Annotated in this window: 19 protein-coding genes; 7 read left to right on the top strand and 12 right to left on the bottom strand. The window is 65.1% G+C overall.

Annotation, left to right across the window (positions count from 1 at the left end; translation table 11 throughout):
* Positions 1–95: 95 nt before the first annotated feature.
* From KW830_RS08440 to KW830_RS08415, 6 genes are all read left to right on the top strand, one after another.
* Entirely contained in the window at positions 96–1739 is a 1644-nt protein-coding gene (locus KW830_RS08440; protein ID WP_218333156.1) for an iron ABC transporter permease, read from the top strand.
* 29 nt (positions 1740–1768) lie between these two features.
* Positions 1769–2164 (top strand): DUF423 domain-containing protein, encoded by a 396-nt coding sequence (locus KW830_RS08435; RefSeq protein ID WP_066539619.1) that lies wholly within the window; start codon positions 1769–1771, stop codon positions 2162–2164.
* A 51-nt stretch (positions 2165–2215) separates the two neighbouring features.
* On the top strand, positions 2216–2566 hold the full coding sequence (arsC, locus tag KW830_RS08430; protein WP_218332834.1) for an arsenate reductase (glutaredoxin): 351 nt from the start codon (positions 2216–2218) through the stop codon (positions 2564–2566).
* Between the two features lie 270 nt (positions 2567–2836).
* Positions 2837–4369, top strand: coding sequence for a Do family serine endopeptidase (locus tag KW830_RS08425; protein WP_218332833.1), 1533 nt, complete (start codon positions 2837–2839; stop codon positions 4367–4369).
* A 39-nt stretch (positions 4370–4408) separates the two neighbouring features.
* Positions 4409–5068 carry a response regulator transcription factor gene (locus KW830_RS08420; protein ID WP_218332832.1) on the top strand — a complete coding sequence of 220 codons (660 nt, stop codon included), beginning with the start codon at positions 4409–4411 and terminating at the stop codon, positions 5066–5068.
* A complete protein-coding gene (locus tag KW830_RS08415; protein ID WP_218332831.1) occupies positions 5065–6432 on the top strand; it encodes an ATP-binding protein in 1368 nt (455 codons plus the stop codon). The genes KW830_RS08420 and KW830_RS08415 overlap by 4 nt, the downstream gene beginning before the upstream one ends.
* A gap of 103 nt (positions 6433–6535) precedes the next feature.
* Here the strand turns inward: KW830_RS08415 and KW830_RS08410 are convergent, their stop codons facing one another.
* From KW830_RS08410 to KW830_RS08375, 8 genes are all read right to left on the bottom strand, one after another.
* Complete coding sequence (locus tag KW830_RS08410) at positions 6536–7690, bottom strand: DUF697 domain-containing protein (protein WP_218332830.1); 1155 nt, start codon at positions 7688–7690, stop codon at positions 6536–6538.
* A 40-nt stretch (positions 7691–7730) separates the two neighbouring features.
* Positions 7731–8054 (bottom strand): hypothetical protein, encoded by a 324-nt coding sequence (locus KW830_RS08405; protein WP_218332829.1) that lies wholly within the window; start codon positions 8052–8054, stop codon positions 7731–7733.
* A gap of 217 nt (positions 8055–8271) precedes the next feature.
* Positions 8272–9387, bottom strand: coding sequence for a site-specific integrase (locus KW830_RS08400; protein WP_255578229.1), 1116 nt, complete (start codon positions 9385–9387; stop codon positions 8272–8274).
* Between the two features lie 17 nt (positions 9388–9404).
* A complete protein-coding gene (locus tag KW830_RS08395; protein ID WP_218332827.1) occupies positions 9405–9629 on the bottom strand; it encodes a hypothetical protein in 225 nt (74 codons plus the stop codon).
* Between the two features lie 109 nt (positions 9630–9738).
* A complete protein-coding gene (locus KW830_RS08390) occupies positions 9739–10023 on the bottom strand; it encodes an ASCH domain-containing protein (RefSeq protein WP_218332826.1) in 285 nt (94 codons plus the stop codon).
* Between the two features lie 171 nt (positions 10024–10194).
* Positions 10195–11262 carry a hypothetical protein gene (locus tag KW830_RS08385; RefSeq protein ID WP_218332825.1) on the bottom strand — a complete coding sequence of 356 codons (1068 nt, stop codon included), beginning with the start codon at positions 11260–11262 and terminating at the stop codon, positions 10195–10197.
* Positions 11263–11278: 16 nt separating this feature from the next.
* Positions 11279–11866, bottom strand: a complete 588-nt coding sequence (locus tag KW830_RS08380) for a hypothetical protein (protein WP_218332824.1) — start codon at positions 11864–11866, stop codon at positions 11279–11281.
* Between the two features lie 142 nt (positions 11867–12008).
* Entirely contained in the window at positions 12009–12929 is a 921-nt protein-coding gene (locus KW830_RS08375; RefSeq protein WP_218332823.1) for a DNA cytosine methyltransferase, read from the bottom strand.
* 91 nt (positions 12930–13020) lie between these two features.
* Between KW830_RS08375 and KW830_RS08370 the strand changes: the two genes are divergently transcribed.
* Positions 13021–13812, top strand: coding sequence for a hypothetical protein (locus KW830_RS08370; protein WP_218332822.1), 792 nt, complete (start codon positions 13021–13023; stop codon positions 13810–13812).
* A gap of 20 nt (positions 13813–13832) precedes the next feature.
* Here KW830_RS08370 and KW830_RS08365 read toward each other — a convergent pair whose 3' ends face one another.
* The 4 genes from KW830_RS08365 to KW830_RS08350 all read right to left on the bottom strand — a co-directional run bounded on the left by KW830_RS08365 (position 13833) and on the right by KW830_RS08350 (position 15003).
* Positions 13833–14093: a hypothetical protein gene (locus KW830_RS08365; protein WP_218332821.1), complete on the bottom strand. Its 261-nt coding sequence runs from the start codon at positions 14091–14093 to the stop codon at positions 13833–13835.
* Positions 14090–14410: a hypothetical protein gene (locus tag KW830_RS08360; protein ID WP_218332820.1), complete on the bottom strand. Its 321-nt coding sequence runs from the start codon at positions 14408–14410 to the stop codon at positions 14090–14092. The genes KW830_RS08365 and KW830_RS08360 overlap by 4 nt, the downstream gene beginning before the upstream one ends.
* 151 nt (positions 14411–14561) lie before the next feature.
* Positions 14562–14720, bottom strand: a complete 159-nt coding sequence (locus KW830_RS08355) for a hypothetical protein (RefSeq protein WP_218332819.1) — start codon at positions 14718–14720, stop codon at positions 14562–14564.
* Between the two features lie 16 nt (positions 14721–14736).
* Positions 14737–15003, bottom strand: a complete 267-nt coding sequence (locus KW830_RS08350; RefSeq protein ID WP_218332818.1) for a hypothetical protein — start codon at positions 15001–15003, stop codon at positions 14737–14739.
* Positions 15004–15040 lie beyond the last annotated feature (37 nt).

The following is a 15040-nucleotide window of genomic DNA, read 5'->3' as shown; positions in this document are numbered from 1 at the left end:
TTGCATTTGCATTCTTTCCATTCCCTGCGGAATGGACACTTGTGGTGGGTCGCTGACCCCGGGATGTGACCTCCATCTTCCGCCAGGACCTGCTCTTGCGTTTCCGTTCCTTCTCTCCCCGCGCCCTCCCGCTGTTGCTGCTGGCGCTGCTTCTGACTTTGCCGGTGCTGGCCGTGCTGGCCTCGTGGCTGCCCATCGACCAGGCCCTGGGCCAGGGTGAAGCCACCCCCGGCAGCATCCTGCGCGAGATGGCATCCACCGTGCTGCCGGGCTATCTGGGCACCACCATCTGGCTGGGCCTGCTGGTGGCCCTGGGCGCTGCCATTGTCGGCACCGGCACGGCCGCGGCCGTGACGCTGTTCGACTTCCGGGGCCGCCGCGCCATGGAGTGGCTGCTGCTGCTGCCGCTGGCCATGCCGGCCTATGTGACCGCCTACGCCTACACCGATTTCCTGCAGTTCAGCGGTCCGCTGCAGGTCTGGCTGCGGGACACCTATGGCCTGGAAGGCCGCTTGCTGCCCGAGGTGCGCAGCCTGGGTGGTGCCGTCTGGGTGTTCATTTTTTCGCTCTACCCCTATGTCTATCTGCTGGCCCGCACCGCGCTGGGCGAGCGCGCCGCCCACCTGATGGAAGCGGCGCGGCTTATGGGTGCTTCGCTGCGCCGCCGCATCTGGACGGTGGCCCTGCCGCTGGCCCGCCCGGCCGTGGCGGCCGGTGTGGCGCTGGTGCTGATGGAAACGCTGGCGGACTTCGGCGTGGTCAGCTACTTCGGCATACAGACCTTCACCACCGGCATCTACAAAGCCTGGCTGGCCATGGACAACCGCATTGCCGCGGCCCAGCTGTCGACCATGCTGCTGGTGCTGGTGGTCCTGCTGCTGCAGCTGGAGCTGCGTGCCCAGCGCCGCATGCGCTTTACCACCAGCGGCGTGGGCCGTGCCGGCTCGGCCGAAGCACAGCCCCAGCGCCTGCGCGGCTGGCGCTGCGCCCTGGCCTGGCTGGTATGCCTGTTGCCCGTGGTGATGGGCTTTGTGGCGCCGGTGGCCTTCATGCTGCGCCCGCTGGCGGCCGACTGGACGGTGCTGCCGTGGAACCGCTTTCTGGAATGGGCCGCCAACAGCGTGCGCCTGGGCGCCATCACCGCTGTGCTGGCGGTGGCGATTGCGCTGGCGCTGGCCTATGCCGTGCGCCGCCGCCCCGATGGGCTGACGCGTGGCGTGGTGCAGCTGGCCAGCATCGGCTATGCCGTGCCGGGTGCCGTCATCGTGGTGGGCCTGCTGCTGCCGGTGGGCTGGCTGCAGCAGGCGGTGCCGGAATGGGGCTTGCCCGCGTTGATCACCGCCACGGCCGTGGGTATTGTCTGGGCCTATCTGGTGCGTTTTTGTGCGGTGGCACTGCAGTCGGTGCAAAGCGGGTATTCGCGCATTCCCATGAGCCTGGATGAATCGGCCCGCATGCTGGGCACGGGCGGCTGGGGCCTGCTGCGCCGCGTGCACTGGCCGCTGCTGCGCCGTTCCACGGCCGCCGCCGGCCTGCTGGTGTTTGTCGACGTGATGAAGGAGCTGCCTGCCACCATGGTGCTGCGGCCTTTCAACAGCGATACGCTGGCCGTGGTGGCCTACCAGCTGGCCCGCGACGAGCGCCTGGGCGAGGCGGCACTGCCTTCGCTGGCGCTGGTGGCCGTAGGTCTGATTCCCGTCATCATGCTCAGCCGCACCCTGCGGTCCGGGCGAAAGTAAACCAAGCAACAAGGAAAGGGCCGAGAGCCATGGGTGGACGAATCTGGATTGCAGTGGCAGGGCTGCTGGGCGCCGTGGGCGTGGGCATGGCCGCCTATGCAACGCATGGGCTGGGCTTTATCGAAGACTCCACCCTGCGCGAAGCGGCACGGGCCACTCTGCAGACGGCCGTGCAGCAGCAGATGTTCCACGCGCTGGCGCTGCTGGGCGTGGGGGCACTGGCGCAGCGGGCGGAAAGCCGGCTACTGGCGCTGGCCGGCCTGTTGTTCACCGTGGGGGTGCTGCTGTTCAGCGGGCTGGTCTATCTGCGCATTCTGGGCGGTGTGGAAAGCCTGCGCATGTTCGTGCCCTGGGGCGGCACCTGCCTGATTGCCGGCTGGCTGGTGCTGGCTGCCGCCGGACTGGGCTTGCGCAACCGGCCTTGAATCCGTGCCGGACCGGGTGTGCGGGGGCTGCGCTGCCTCTACACTCGCGGCATGAGCGATATCACCATTTTTCACAACGCCCGCTGCAGCAATTCGCGCGGCGCGCTGGCTTTGATCCGCGAGCGCGGCATCGAGCCCAATATCGTCGACTACATTGCCACGCCGCTGACGGCGCCCGAACTGGCCGAGCTGGTGGAACACCTGGGGGTGCCGGTGCGGGAGCTGCTGCGCACCAAGGAAGCGGTCTACCAGGAGCTGGGTCTGGACCAGCCGGGCGTGAGCGATGTGCAGATCATCCAGGCCGTGGCGGCCTATCCGGCGCTGCTGAACCGCCCCATCGTGGTCACCCCCAAGGGGGCCGCGCTGTGCCGCCCGCCCGAGAAGGTGCTGGAGCTGCTGTAAGTGCCACGCGCCGCCACGGTGGCGCAGACATGGCCGCATGGGGCAGGGGGCCGAGGCGCAGCGCGCAGCTGCGGGCCATCCATCCAGCGCATCCATTGCTGTGCCTAGGTGGGGCCACTGCCTGTGAAGAGCGCTGACCAAGGTGCCAGGCCCGCAGTCGCAGGCGGCAGCGGCGGCTTAAGTCACGTCTTAAGTCACTTTTAAGTCTGGGCGGGAACACTGCAGTCCATCGCAATGCCGGCATGCCGGTAGGACTGAAAAGGAACTGCCATGGATACTCTGCTCTCTACCCCCCGTCGTCTGGTTCTGGCCCTGGTGGCCGCTGGCGCCATTGGCGCAGCGGGTGCCGGTCTGGTGACCGGTCTGCACCATGAAGCACGCGCTACCCCGGTCGCCGCCGTGGCGGCTGCGGTGGCCCCGGCCGCACCGGCCTCCGTGCCCACGGTGGCCATGCCCGACTTTGCCGCGATCACCCGTGCCAACGCACCGGCGGTGGTGAACATCAGCGTGGTGGGCGATGCCCGCGCCATGCAGATGCGTGGCGACGCCGCAGCCGACGACGATGACGACGACAGCGGCGCCGGCCCGCAGATCAGCCCGGACGATCCCTTCTTTGAATTCTTCCGCCGCTTTGGCATGCCGGGCCTGCCCGGCGCCCAGGCCCAGCCGCGCGATACACCGGCACGGGGCGAGGGTTCGGGTTTCATCGTGGGCAGCGATGGCTTGATTCTGACCAACGCCCATGTGGTCTATGGCGCCAAGGAAGTGACCGTCAAGCTCAGCGACCGGCGCGAATTCCGGGCCAAGGTGCTGGGCATGGACCCCAAGACCGATGTGGCCGTGATCCGCATCGATGCGCAGAACCTGCCCACCGTGCGCCTGGGCAACACCAAGGACCTGCAGGTGGGTGAATGGGTGCTGGCCATTGGCGCACCGTTTGGTTTCGAGAACAGCGTGACGGCCGGCGTGGTCAGCGCCAAGGGCCGTTCGCTGCCGGACGACAGCCTGGTGCCTTTCCTGCAGACCGATGTGGCCATCAACCCCGGCAATTCGGGCGGCCCGCTGTTCAATGCGCGGGGCGAGGTGGTGGGCATCAACAGCCAGATCTACACCCGCTCGGGCGGCTACCAGGGCGTGTCGTTTGCCATCCCGATCGAGCTGGCCACGCAAATCCAGCAGCAGATCGTGGCCCACGGCAAGGTGGAACATGCGCGCCTGGGCGTCGCGGTACAGGAAGTGAACCAGGGCTTTGCCGAATCCTTTGGCCTGCCCTCGCCCGAAGGTGCGCTGGTGTCCTCGGTCCAGGACGGCTCGCCCGCTGCCAAGGCCGGTCTGCAGCCGGGCGATGTGCTGCGCGAGGTGGACGGCCAGCGCATTGTCTCCTCCGGCGATCTGCCAGCCTATGTGGGCATGCGCCGGCCCGGCCAGCAGGTGCAGCTGACGGTCTGGCGCCAGGGCAAGCTGCAGCAGCTGAGCGCCACCCTGGCCAGCGCGGACGATGCCAAGGCCAAGAAGACCGCGCAGGCCAGCGTGGAAAAAGGCAAGCTGGGTCTGGGCCTGCGTCCGCTGACCCCGCAGGAACAGCAGCAGGTGGGCGTGCAGGGCGGTCTGCTGATCGGCCAGGTGGCCGGGCCTGCAGCCCAGGCCGGTGTGGTGGCCGGCGATGTGCTGCTGTCCATCAACAACCAGCCGGTCAGCAGCATGGACACCGTGCAGGCCGCCATGGCCAAGGCCGGCAAGACCGTGGCCCTGCTGGTGATGCGCGGGGGCGACAAGATCTTTGTCCCCGTGCACCTGGGCTGAGCGGGATCCATCGGGACGCCACACGGCTATGCTTGCACCATGCGATTGCTGCTGGTTGAAGATGATCCCATGATCGGCGAAGCCGTCCAGGACCTGCTGCGTGGCGCCAGCCACGCCGTGGACTGGGCGCGCGACGGTGCGCAGGCCGACACGGCCTTGCGCACCACCGCCTACGACCTGGTGCTGCTGGATCTGGGTCTGCCCAAGATGGATGGCCTGGACGTGCTGCGCGCACTGCGTGCCCGCAAGGACCGCACGCCGGTGCTGGTGGCCACGGCCCGTGACGCCGTGGCCCAGCGCGTGGCCGGGCTGGATGCCGGGGCGGATGACTACATCGTCAAACCCTATGACCTGGATGAATTGCTGGCCCGCATGCGCGCACTGCACCGGCGCAGCAGCGGGCGGGCCGAGCCGGCGTACTGCCACGGCGGCGTGGAGGTGGACCCCAGCACCCGCAGCGTGACCTTGCACGGCGCCAGCGTGGCGCTGTCGGCACGCGAATGGGCGGTGCTGGAAGCCCTGACCGCCCGCCCGGGCCAGGTGCTCAGCCGCGCCCAGCTGGAAGACAAGCTCTACGGCTGGGGAGAGGAAGTGGGCAGCAACGCGGTCGAGGTGTACATCCACGGCCTGCGCAAGAAGCTGGGCGCTGCGTTCATTCTCAATGTGCGCGGGCTGGGCTATATGGTGCCCAAGGCATGAAGACGACTTCGCTGCGCTTTCGCCTCATCGTGCTGATGGGGCTGGCCATAGTGCTGGCCGCGCTGCTGCAGGGCGCGCTGGCCTACCGCAATGCGCTGGCGGAAGCCGATGCCCTGTTCGACTACCAGATGCGCCAGACCGCGCTGGCACTGCGCGCCGGCCTGCCGGTGGATGCGCGTGCCGCCTCCCCCCTGCTGCCGCCGGAGGACGAGAACCACGAATTCATTGTCCAGGTCTGGACCAATGAAGGCCTGCGCATTTTTGAATCGGCCTTCGGGGCCGCGCTGCCGCAGATGGCGGTGTTGGGCTTTGCCGATGTACCGGTGCGCGGCACGACCTACCGGGTGTTTTCGCTGCAGTCCCCGGCCCAGGTGATCCAGGTGGCGCAGAACCTGCAGGTGCGCCGCCAAATGGCACGCACGCTGGCCTGGCGCACGGTGTGGCCGATTGCGCTGCTGGCACCCTTGCTGGCGCTGGCTGTGTGGTGGGTGGTCGGCCATGCGCTGCGCCCGGTGGAGCGGGTGCGGCGCGAGCTGGCCGGGCGCAGCGCCGCATCGCTGGCGCCGGTGGCCGAGGCCGGTTTGCCGCAGGAAGTGCAGCCGCTGGTGCAGGAGCTGAACCTGCTGTTCGCCCGCGTGCAGCAGGCGTTTGCCAGCCAGCAGCATTTTGTGGCCGATGCCGCCCACGCCCTGCGTTCGCCGTTGCAGGCACTGAAGCTGCAGCTGCAAGGCCTGCAGCGCGCGCCCGATGAGGCGGCGCGCCAGCGGGCCCAGCAGCGGCTGGCAGCCGGCATCGACCGCGCAGCCCAGCTGGTGGACCAGTTGTTGCTGCTGGCGCGCGAAGATGCGCAGCAAGGGGCGCACAGCAGCCCGGCCCCGGTGGTTGACCTGGCGCCGCTGGTGGCACAACAACTGGCCGATCTGGCCGCCAGCGCCCAGGCCCAGGGCGTGGACCTGGGGCTGGCCGAAGGCAGTGCCGCTGCCGCCAATGTGCGGGCAGAGTCCGCCAGTCTGCAGGTGCTGCTGGGCAATCTGCTGGACAACGCCATCAAGTACACGCCCACCGGTGGGCAGGTGGATGTGCGGCTGGCATTGTTGCCAGCTGTGCCCGACAGCCCGGCCCAGGTGGAACTGCGCGTGGAAGACAGCGGCCCGGGCATCCCCGCCGCAGAGCGCGCGCGGGCGCTGAAGCGTTTTGTGCGCGCCGACGGTGCCGCCGCATCGGGCGTGCCCGGCAGCGGCCTGGGGCTGGCCATTGTGCAGACCATTGCCCAGCGCCAGGGCGGGCAGGTGGAGCTGCTGGAATCAGCCGCACTGGGAGGGCTGTGCGTGCGGGTGTGCTGGCCGGCCGTGGAGTCGGCCTAGGCGGTTGCGGTGCGGCCGTGGAGGTCGCAGCGCTTCGGATGGAGCGAAGGGCGCGCGCATCTGGAGCGCGTTGTTTGCAGGCTCTGTAGGCCAGTCCGCTGGCTCAAGGTTTCTTCTTCAAGGCCACGATGGCCGCATGCAGCTTGTCGCGTGTCTGCTGCGTGGCCTGCTGGGTGCTGTGCTGTACCGCATCGGCGGCGCGTGCCGTGTGGTCGGCCACCTGCAGCGTGGCCTGGTGCAGCTTGCCGGTGGCCTGGTCCACCCAGGCGCCGGACGTGCTGGCTGCACTGCGGGCCGCATCGCGCGTGGCGTCCACCACGGTCTGGCCGCTCTGGCGCACGCTGTCCACTGTGGATTGGGCGGTCTGGCTAACGGCATCGCGCATGCGGCCATAGACCGCCTGGCTGACGCTGCTGCCTGCTTCGCGCACCAGCTGGCCCAACTGGCCGGCCGCGCGCACGGTGGCACTGCGGCGCACGGCAGCGTGTTCCGGGCGCTGCAGCGGCGCGCAGTAGGCCTGGGCCATCAGGCCCACGCGCAAAGTCAGAAAGGCATTGGCAGCGCCGCTGGCTAGGCTGTTGGTCAGCAGGCTGCCCATGGCGCCCAGGCCGGGCACGCTGGCCAGGGCTGCGGGCGTGGTGGCCTGCACCAGCGGGGCCGCCAGTTCGGCAAAGTCCATCTCGTCCAGGCTGTTGGCCAGCAGCATGCAGGCGCCCACATTGCCGTAGAGGTAGCCCATCTGGCGCAGCGAGGGGCGCAGGCCGTAGATGCGTGCCACACGCCACACCAGCCGCAGTTGGCTGGCCAATACCACCAGACCGTCCAGCCGGCCGTTTTGCAGCAGCGCCGTGCTGGCCAGCACGCTGGCGGCGGTGCGGCGGGTCTCGGCGTCGGCCAGGGTTTGCAGTTGCGCCAGTGCCTGTGCCACATCGTTCTCCGCCTGCAGCGGCTGGCCTGTCAGGTGGGCGTTGCGCGCCAGGTGCTGGCGCAACCGTGTCTGGTAGGCCGCCTGCGCTGCGGTGTCGTCGCTGGCGGGTGGTTGCAGTGCCGCAGGCAGGCGCAGCAGCAAGGCAGTGGGCACCACCACCGCCACGGCCAGCAGGGCCAGCAGGCTCCAGAAGGTCCACTGCCCGGCACCGGCATGGACGCGGTCGGCCGCGTCGGCCAGTTGGGAGACCATGGCCACCGTGAACACGGCCACATAGGCCAGAAAGGCGACCAGCAAGGCCATCAGAATGCGGCGGGTGGTACGGTGCATGGCAGGGCTTTCTCCAAGGGGCAGAGCGTGTGCAGCGGAATCAGGTGTCCATGTCCTTGCGCTGCACCGGGGGCTGCTGGGCATGTTTGCGGCTGGCCCCGGCACGGCCTGCCTTGCTCCAGTCGTAGAGTTCGCCGTCCGGGGTGCGGCCACCTTCCACTGCCGCCACGCCGACAGGGCCGACCATGTTGCGCAGCTCGGACGAAATCGTGACATGCGCATGGCGGGCATCGCTGCGCAGGCGCTGGCATTGCTGCAGCGCTTCGCCCATCTGTGCATCGGAATACGGCAGGCACTGCGGCTGCCAGGCAGGCTCGGCGCCTTCGGGCGAGGTGTTCAGCAGATAGTAGACAACAATGCTCATGGCGGATATCTCAAAACCGGAGCCCCGGTTGTACTGCAGTTGCAGGCGGCGGCCGCGTTGTCAGGTTTTGCCGGGCGCAACAAAAAGGCCGTCGGAACGTGTGCTCCGACGGCCTTGCATGTGGTCTCTCCGACAGGAATCGAACCTGATAGCGCGGGAAATAGGCTGAAAACCACTGAATAGGCATCCAGCTTTCAGCCTCGAAATAGCGTTTATTTCAGCCTATTTCAGCCTTCATGTCCCCGGGTTCTGCGGATATGTAACTGTCCAGCTTCCGCCGCTCTGCGCCCTTGTCGGCATGGTCGATCCATCGGCTGTAGACGCGGTAGAACATCTCGACAGAGTGGCCCATCTGTTTGGCGGCCCACGCCGGCTTGATGCCAGCCATCAGGCAGATGGTGGCGAACGTGTGGCGCGTCTGCCGGGCATCGCGTTGCCGGATCCCGGAAACCTTCATTGCCGGTTTCCACCAGCCCCGCATGGGCCCATCGGTCGATGCGAATTCCTGGCCATCGTCATCAACAAAGACACGTCCACCCGATAGCTGCGACACCTTGCGCTGCCTCTCCAGCACGTTGCGCGCACGGCTGGTCAGCTCAAGCACGCGTGCCGTGGAGGTCTTTGTGGCTTTCACCTGGCCACGGGTCAGCGCCGAATCCACCAGCACAGTGCCTGTTCGCAGATCCACGTTTGCCCATGGCAAAGAGATCAGCTCTGAGGGGCGCATGCCTGAGAAGAAAGCGAACTCGAAATAGCCCCTTGCGCGCTCGGAACGAAATTTCGTCAGCAGGTGCTCGACCTCCTCCAGCGTGAAGGGGTCAGGCCCGGGCGCCTGGTGCTTGCGCATCTTCACTTCCAGGTGCAGAGGCTCTGCCAGGAATTTGGCGTGGTGCGCGTACTCCAGCACCATGCTGAGCACGCTGGCTATGTTGTTGAACGTCTTTGCGTTCTCCGGCAGAACCGCCAGCAGCAGCTTGAGCTCTCGGTAGTTGAACTCGTCGGCAAGCATTTTGCGGACCGTATCGAAGTGGTAGCTGTCCAGCGATTGCTGGTAGTGCAGTGCGGTGCTGTGCTGCACCTCGGGCCGCTTCACCTTCAGCCATTCCGCAAACACTTCACCCAGCGTCGGCCGCACCGAGATTTCGGCGGGCGCCGCGGGCACTTTCACGACCCTGGGGCTGTCGGGGAAGTATTCGGCCAGCACAAACGTGCCGCGCTCGATCTTCCCCAGGATTTCGAGCCGCAGGCGCTCGGCGTACTTGATGTTTGCCGGTGTGGGCGACAGGGACAGGGGCTCTTTCCCGTAGCCATTGGCCCGCAGATCGATCTGCATGGCGTTCTTGCGGATGATTACGCCTGGCATGGAGTGGCTTTCTTGCGTCCGCGTTTACTTGGGGCACTGGTGTCGTTGTCAATGAAGCTATCCATGGCATCAACGTCGATCATTTTTCGGCCTTCAAACCACTTCCAGACTACCCCCTCGGGCCAGTGACCAGAGCGGCCGGTGCGTTCATCGTAGAAAGAAGTCGCCAGGCCAGAGAGCTCTGATGCCTTTTTCAATGTAATCCATCGCATGTTTACCTCCTGTCGTGGTAGGCGGAAAAAAGCCCCGACTGGCGGGGCTGGTTGTCGTAGGGGTCGGGGTAGGGCGCTCGCTTGTCGCGGCGCTGACGCGCGCGGCGGCTCATGGTGTGGGCGCCGAAACGTCGATGGCAAACACTTCCACCGGTTCGGTGCCGAAGTGCGGATGCGTGATGGTCTTGATGGTGAAGCCGCGCCAGGCGCGCACCAGCCGCCGGGCCTTGTCGTCCCGTGCCGGGTAGCCCAGCGTCAGCACCACCTGGTCGAACTCGCGGCCCTCCAGGCGCTTGCGCCAGAAAGGTGTGCACAAGCGGTATTCCTCCGGCTTGCGGCCGTCGCGGATGGCCTCGAAATACTCGCGCTTGAGGGGTAAATTCAGCGTTCGCATTCCTGGCCTCCTTGCCTTCGACTGTGCTGCTGGCGCAGCCATCCGGCCGCGTAGGCTTGCCGTGCCCACATCGGCCACTTTTGCCGATCCCCGCGCCCGTGCAGCGCGGGCAACCCCATGGCGCTGGCCCGACGGCCCATGGCCTCAAACCAGCGTTTTCCTGCGAGTCGCTTAGCCATGGCTACCAGCCTCCTGTGCTGCGCTGGCCGCGATAGCGGCGCGGATTGCCTCGCGTGGGGTATTTCCGCTGCCGCACGCCACTGGTTCGCCTTCCTCTCCGTAGAGTTCGGCGTCCCACGGCCCCTGGAATTCGGGCGCCACTGCGATCCGGTTGGCGGTCATGGCATCAAGCAACGCGGTGTCATCCAGCGCATCCCGCTGCACGTCCTGCGCCTGGGTGGCTGGGTGCTGCTCGCGCAGCTTTGCGACCATCTCAGCAGTGACAGCAGAGTTCACGCTGAAGTTGCCCAAAGGCTTGAGGGTCGCGCATGCTTCAGGCGACGTGATCCCCAGGTCGCGGGCAATGTCACGCACCAGCAATGGTAGATACGTCGGGGTAGGCGCTGGTGGGGGGGCGGCAAGCGCTGCCCGGGGGGGGCAGATTTCGTCACGATAGGCCCAATGCGTGCAGGCTCGGGTGACCTCGGTGCCAACGCTATCGGGATCGGTGGGGCCTTCCGGGTCGCGGATATGGAAGTCGGCGGCCGCAACGTCATGGACCTGGGCGCCGCTGAAATCGTCCTCCGCTGTGATTGCGATCACGCGAATGGAATTGTCATCCGTCCATGCCGGCATTCCATCTTTGATTGCACGCCACTGCATCGCAGGCACTGCCACGGCTGCTTGTTCGATCGCCTGGGCTGCCGTTGCTTCCGGGCCCATAGGCTCGGTGGCTGCGGCCTGCACCTCTGCAGGAGCGCTGCCGTCGATGAATCGCAGCAGCTTGCATGCTGCGTTCCATGCCCATTTCGCTTTGACGCGGGCCGACTGGCGCAGCAGGGTGTCCGGACTGGCGGGCATCTGGCCGTATTTCCAGCCCAGGAGAAAGCGGGCTGTGGTTTCTGCGCGTGCCATGGTTTCGGCATCGGAGCGGGTGGTGTGCTCGGCAGGTAAGGGCTCGGTAGGTGCGGGTGCGCTTTTCATTGCCTGCTGGAAATGTGTGGTTGCATTGGCGTTTTCTATGTGCCCATTCCAGCCGGCCAGGAAGAAATGCGTATCGCGTGCGTTTTGTGTGCTCATGCTGTGCGTGCTCGGCTTAGGCCGGGCGGCCGGTGGTGCTGATGGTTTTGAATTCGTTGACCCAAACCCAGGGGTTCGCGGCCCAGTTGCCGCCGGTGGTTTCCCAGATGTGGCGGAAGTGCTCCAGGGGCGTGGCGCTGTAGGCGTAGCCTGGGATGGCACCGTGGCCGCCCGTGGCGCCTTCGGCAATGCAGTCGGCCTCGGTGATCGACTGGAGGCGTTCAGCGCGTACGCCGGTGTTTTCCAGCCAGATGCGGGCGGCCCACTTGGGCATGTGGATGGCCGGGCGCCATGGCCGCAGGTCAACGCAGTCACCATCCGCCCGATAGAAGCACTCGCAACCATCTTTGAAGTTTTCATTGCGGACAAAGTGGCTGAACGTCTCGCGCACATAGATGCGGTCGCCTATGTCGCCGCACGGCGCCGGCTGCCATACGTCGTCCGCGCGGTCTGGGTGCTCTGCCCAGGGCCACCAGCGGCCGTCGTCACGTTGCTCAAAGTCGAAGCCCGGGCGCAGTTTCAGAATGCGCCGCGTCTGTGTCTTCTGTCCTGCCAGGATGGCGCGCACTAGGGGCGCTTTGAACATCAGTCCAGTTTCTTTCACGGGTGCTCCTTCAATGCCCGCAGGGCAGGCCTTCGCCCTCGGCGGGCTCTTTGTGGATCGGTGCGCCGCAGCTGCCGCAGCGCTTGATGGGTTGGGGTGTGGTCATGGGGTTCAGAAAGAGAAAGGCCCGCGGTGGGCGGGCCTAGATTTGGTTCATAAGGGCGGCGATCACATCGCGCGCCACGGGCGGGCAGACCGCATTTCCCAGCATGTGGATGGCCTGGTGTGCCGGCGCTGGGAGTCGGTAGTCCCTGGGAAAGCCCATGGCCGCGCAGTTCTCGGGAACGGTCAGCATGCGCATTCGGTCCCCATCGATCAGGGCCCAGCGCGCTTTTGTCGTCACCGTGCCGATGGGGCGGTGCAGACTTCGGCCGGTGGTGCCTGAGCCGCTGCCGTAGTAGGGCGCCAGGAAGCGGTCGCCATGGGCGGCGCGGCCGGCGGACACGCGCGCCAGGGTTGCGCAAGAGCGGCGGGGCTTGTTGATTGGGCTCCAGCTCCCAGAGTCGAAGTCCAGAAAAGCGCTGGCAGGTATGTGCTGGCGCTTCGGCAGGTCCAGCACCAGCGGTGAGCGGCTCCGGGTGGCGACGATGAACATGCGCACGCGATGCTGGGGCACACCATTGTCTGCGGCATCCACAATGTGCGGTGCCAGCGTGTAGCCCAGTTTCTGCATGGCCAGTTCCCAGGCGGGGAATAGATCCCACTCCAAGAACTCGGGCACGTTCTCGACAACGATGGCCTGTGGCCGGAGGTATTCAGCGGCGCTGACCACCGCCCAGGCGGTGCTGCGGCTGGCGTCGTGCTGCGGGTTGCCTTTGGCCTTTCCGCGTGCCTTGCTGTGGCCCTGGCAGCAGGGGGCTGCCAGCAGTATGTCGGTGGATGGAACCAGGCTCCAATCGGCCTGGTGCAAGTCTTGGCAGAGGTGGTCCGCATCTGGATGGTTGGCAGCGTGGTACTGCACAGCCAGCGGCCAGTGGTTGGCAGCCCAGATCACCTGGGCCCCGGCCATGGTGGCGCCGGTGCTGAAACCGCCTGCACCGGCAAAGAGGTCGATTGCTTTCATGGGGCTCCAGAAAAGACAAAGCCCGCGAGGCGCGTGCCGGGCGGGCTGGGTTGGTGTACCCTCTTTACGCAGTTAATCAGAGGGATGGGAAGTGAATAAATTTAAATCTGTTATTTCGGCTATTCAGTCAAATAAAAAGGCTGCTTACTCAATTTTTATTTTTATATGCTTGTTGCTTATTGCTCGATTTTATTGGAGTGATATTGTTTGTTGGATCGAAGTCCACCCAGGAATGGCATCGTGGATTCAAGCGATTGGCGTTTTAGCAACTCTTTTAATGATGTGGATTGGCGCGAAGAGAGATAAAGATATTATTAATGCTGAGCGCGATAGAATAAAATATTCAGAATTGACGGCTATAAAATATTATCTGCAAGGATATAGGGGTCTTGTAGGAAATATCGATGCGCTGACAATACTTTTTGAGATGCTTTACCGACATTACGAAGTAAAGAAGGATGATAATTCAAATGGTGTAAATGGAGTTGATGCAGGCGAAGTAGTTTCGTGTGCAATAGATTGCTTTAAATCAACAAAGGATTCTTTTCAGGCTATAAGTGTCGATATTAATAATATTGACTTTAATGAACGGCCGGACCTACTTTCCAACAGATATGTAATTTATGTTGATAAAATAATAAACTCTGTTCGTGCATTAAGCGGTTTGTATTCAAGGTACGATTTTTTGGAGAATGGGTTAAACAGGATTCGACCTGCTTTTGACGATTTTTCAGGATTGAGTATGAATAATTACTATCATCATCTTGATAATAACTATAGTGAATTTAATGTATATGCAGATTCAGCGGCAGTGCATATATTCGAGATTAAGCAGTCATGGGAAAAGATTGAATCCGAATTAAGGAGTCTTCGGGCTGTTTAGTATTTCTTCTCTAAAAAATATCACGCTGGTCGCCTCATCTCTTTCTGAGCAAGATAAGTAGTCCACCATTGCTCCAGCTGCGCTGGGGTTCGGTCATTGGTCAGCCAGGCCGGCCCCTCGGTGGGGCGCACACGGTGGTACACAAAGCGGTAGAAGCCATCGTCCTGGCAGTTCCACAGGCCCAGGCAGTGGTGGGGCACGCTGCTGACGCTCGGCTCTGTGAGGCGGGCGATGTCGATGCCGAAGGCGGCCGCCAGGGCTTGCACATCCGCTGGCGTCATGCAGTGGCCTGGGTCTTGGGCACCAGCTCCATGCTGACCACGCGGGCCTGCATTTCTGCCGTTGGGGGGCGGGTGTGCAGCGTGTGGGGGCGGGCCGCTTCAAGGGTGACGTTAAGCACGGCGCCGGGGTTCAGGTCGGCTTCATGCTGCTGCCAGAAGCGCTTGGCGGCCACGCCGGTCCAGACGATGCGCCAGGGCTCTGTCTGGTGCGGGCCAATGCGGTCATAGGCCAGCAGCTGCAGCTGGAATGTGCCGCAGCGTGCCGGGGCGGCCTGGGGCCGTTGGCGGCTGAGAAATAGCTGTCCGGTGTGGCGCATGGCTTATCTCCGGCGGCGAAGCTGCGCGGCCTCGCCCTGAAAGTAGTTTTGGAGGGATGTGCTGGGCGGCAGGGTGCTGGCCGCCTCGCCTTCAATCGCGCGCAGCACCTGGCTGCGGCGGTGGTCCTGCGCGCTCAGCGCGGCCAGTAGCTCATCCAGCGGCGTGGGTGCGCATGGGCTTGGCACCCACGGTGCGGGCTGCGGGGAAGAGAGCCATGGCGTGCTGGATGGCCTCTGCGCCGCCGGCGTGCACTGCGGGATAGGTGGTGACGCCGGTGGCGGTGACGACTTTGACCAGGTAGGTGCGCATGCTGTGCTCCGGGTATTCATAGAGTTGGCAATTCAATCGGGGTGCCCAGGCCGGCGCGGATGTGGCGCACGGTGGGCTTGGCAGCAATGCCCGGCAGCAGCGGCTGTGCGGCAATGGCCGCCAGTTCCTTGGCCCGGGCCTCCTGGGCCAGCAGCGCACGCTCTCGGGCGATGGTCTCTGCCACGTTGGTGGCAGCAGCGCAGCTGTAGGCGAAGCTGCGGTCAAGCAGCGAGACGCGCGGCAGCGTCAGGCGGCCGGGCGGGTGCGGTGCGTGTGATGGCATGGCTGTCTCCGTGGGCAACAAAAAAGCCCGCATATAG

It is taken from the genome of Comamonas sp. CMM03 (assembly GCF_019218715.1).
In the GTDB taxonomy this organism is placed as follows: domain Bacteria; phylum Pseudomonadota; class Gammaproteobacteria; order Burkholderiales; family Burkholderiaceae_C; genus Comamonas; species Comamonas terrigena.
Note: the sequence above shows the minus strand (reverse complement) of the source record. Positions and strands in the feature narration are given on the sequence as shown.

Bases quoted from the DNA above. Each gene is read 5' to 3' on its own strand.
- KW830_RS08400 (WP_255578229.1), bottom strand. From the start codon at position 9,387: ATGCAGATCGATCTGCGGGCCAATGGCTACGGGAAAGAGCCCCTGTCC.
- KW830_RS08415 (WP_218332831.1), top strand. From the start codon at position 5,065: ATGAAGACGACTTCGCTGCGCTTTCGCCTCATCGTGCTGATGGGGCTG.
- KW830_RS08350 (WP_218332818.1), bottom strand. From the start codon at position 15,003: ATGCCATCACACGCACCGCACCCGCCCGGCCGCCTGACGCTGCCGCGC.
- KW830_RS08420 (WP_218332832.1), top strand. From the start codon at position 4,409: ATGCGATTGCTGCTGGTTGAAGATGATCCCATGATCGGCGAAGCCGTC.
- arsC (WP_218332834.1), top strand. From the start codon at position 2,216: ATGAGCGATATCACCATTTTTCACAACGCCCGCTGCAGCAATTCGCGC.
- KW830_RS08395 (WP_218332827.1), bottom strand. From the start codon at position 9,629: ATGCGATGGATTACATTGAAAAAGGCATCAGAGCTCTCTGGCCTGGCG.
- KW830_RS08435 (WP_066539619.1), top strand. From the start codon at position 1,769: ATGGGTGGACGAATCTGGATTGCAGTGGCAGGGCTGCTGGGCGCCGTG.
- KW830_RS08425 (WP_218332833.1), top strand. From the start codon at position 2,837: ATGGATACTCTGCTCTCTACCCCCCGTCGTCTGGTTCTGGCCCTGGTG.
- KW830_RS08405 (WP_218332829.1), bottom strand. From the start codon at position 8,054: ATGAGCATTGTTGTCTACTATCTGCTGAACACCTCGCCCGAAGGCGCC.
- KW830_RS08375 (WP_218332823.1), bottom strand. From the start codon at position 12,929: ATGAAAGCAATCGACCTCTTTGCCGGTGCAGGCGGTTTCAGCACCGGC.
- KW830_RS08355 (WP_218332819.1), bottom strand. From the start codon at position 14,720: ATGCGCACCTACCTGGTCAAAGTCGTCACCGCCACCGGCGTCACCACC.
- KW830_RS08360 (WP_218332820.1), bottom strand. From the start codon at position 14,410: ATGCGCCACACCGGACAGCTATTTCTCAGCCGCCAACGGCCCCAGGCC.
- KW830_RS08410 (WP_218332830.1), bottom strand. From the start codon at position 7,690: ATGCACCGTACCACCCGCCGCATTCTGATGGCCTTGCTGGTCGCCTTT.
- KW830_RS08365 (WP_218332821.1), bottom strand. From the start codon at position 14,093: ATGACGCCAGCGGATGTGCAAGCCCTGGCGGCCGCCTTCGGCATCGAC.
- KW830_RS08390 (WP_218332826.1), bottom strand. From the start codon at position 10,023: ATGCGAACGCTGAATTTACCCCTCAAGCGCGAGTATTTCGAGGCCATC.
- KW830_RS08385 (WP_218332825.1), bottom strand. From the start codon at position 11,262: ATGAGCACACAAAACGCACGCGATACGCATTTCTTCCTGGCCGGCTGG.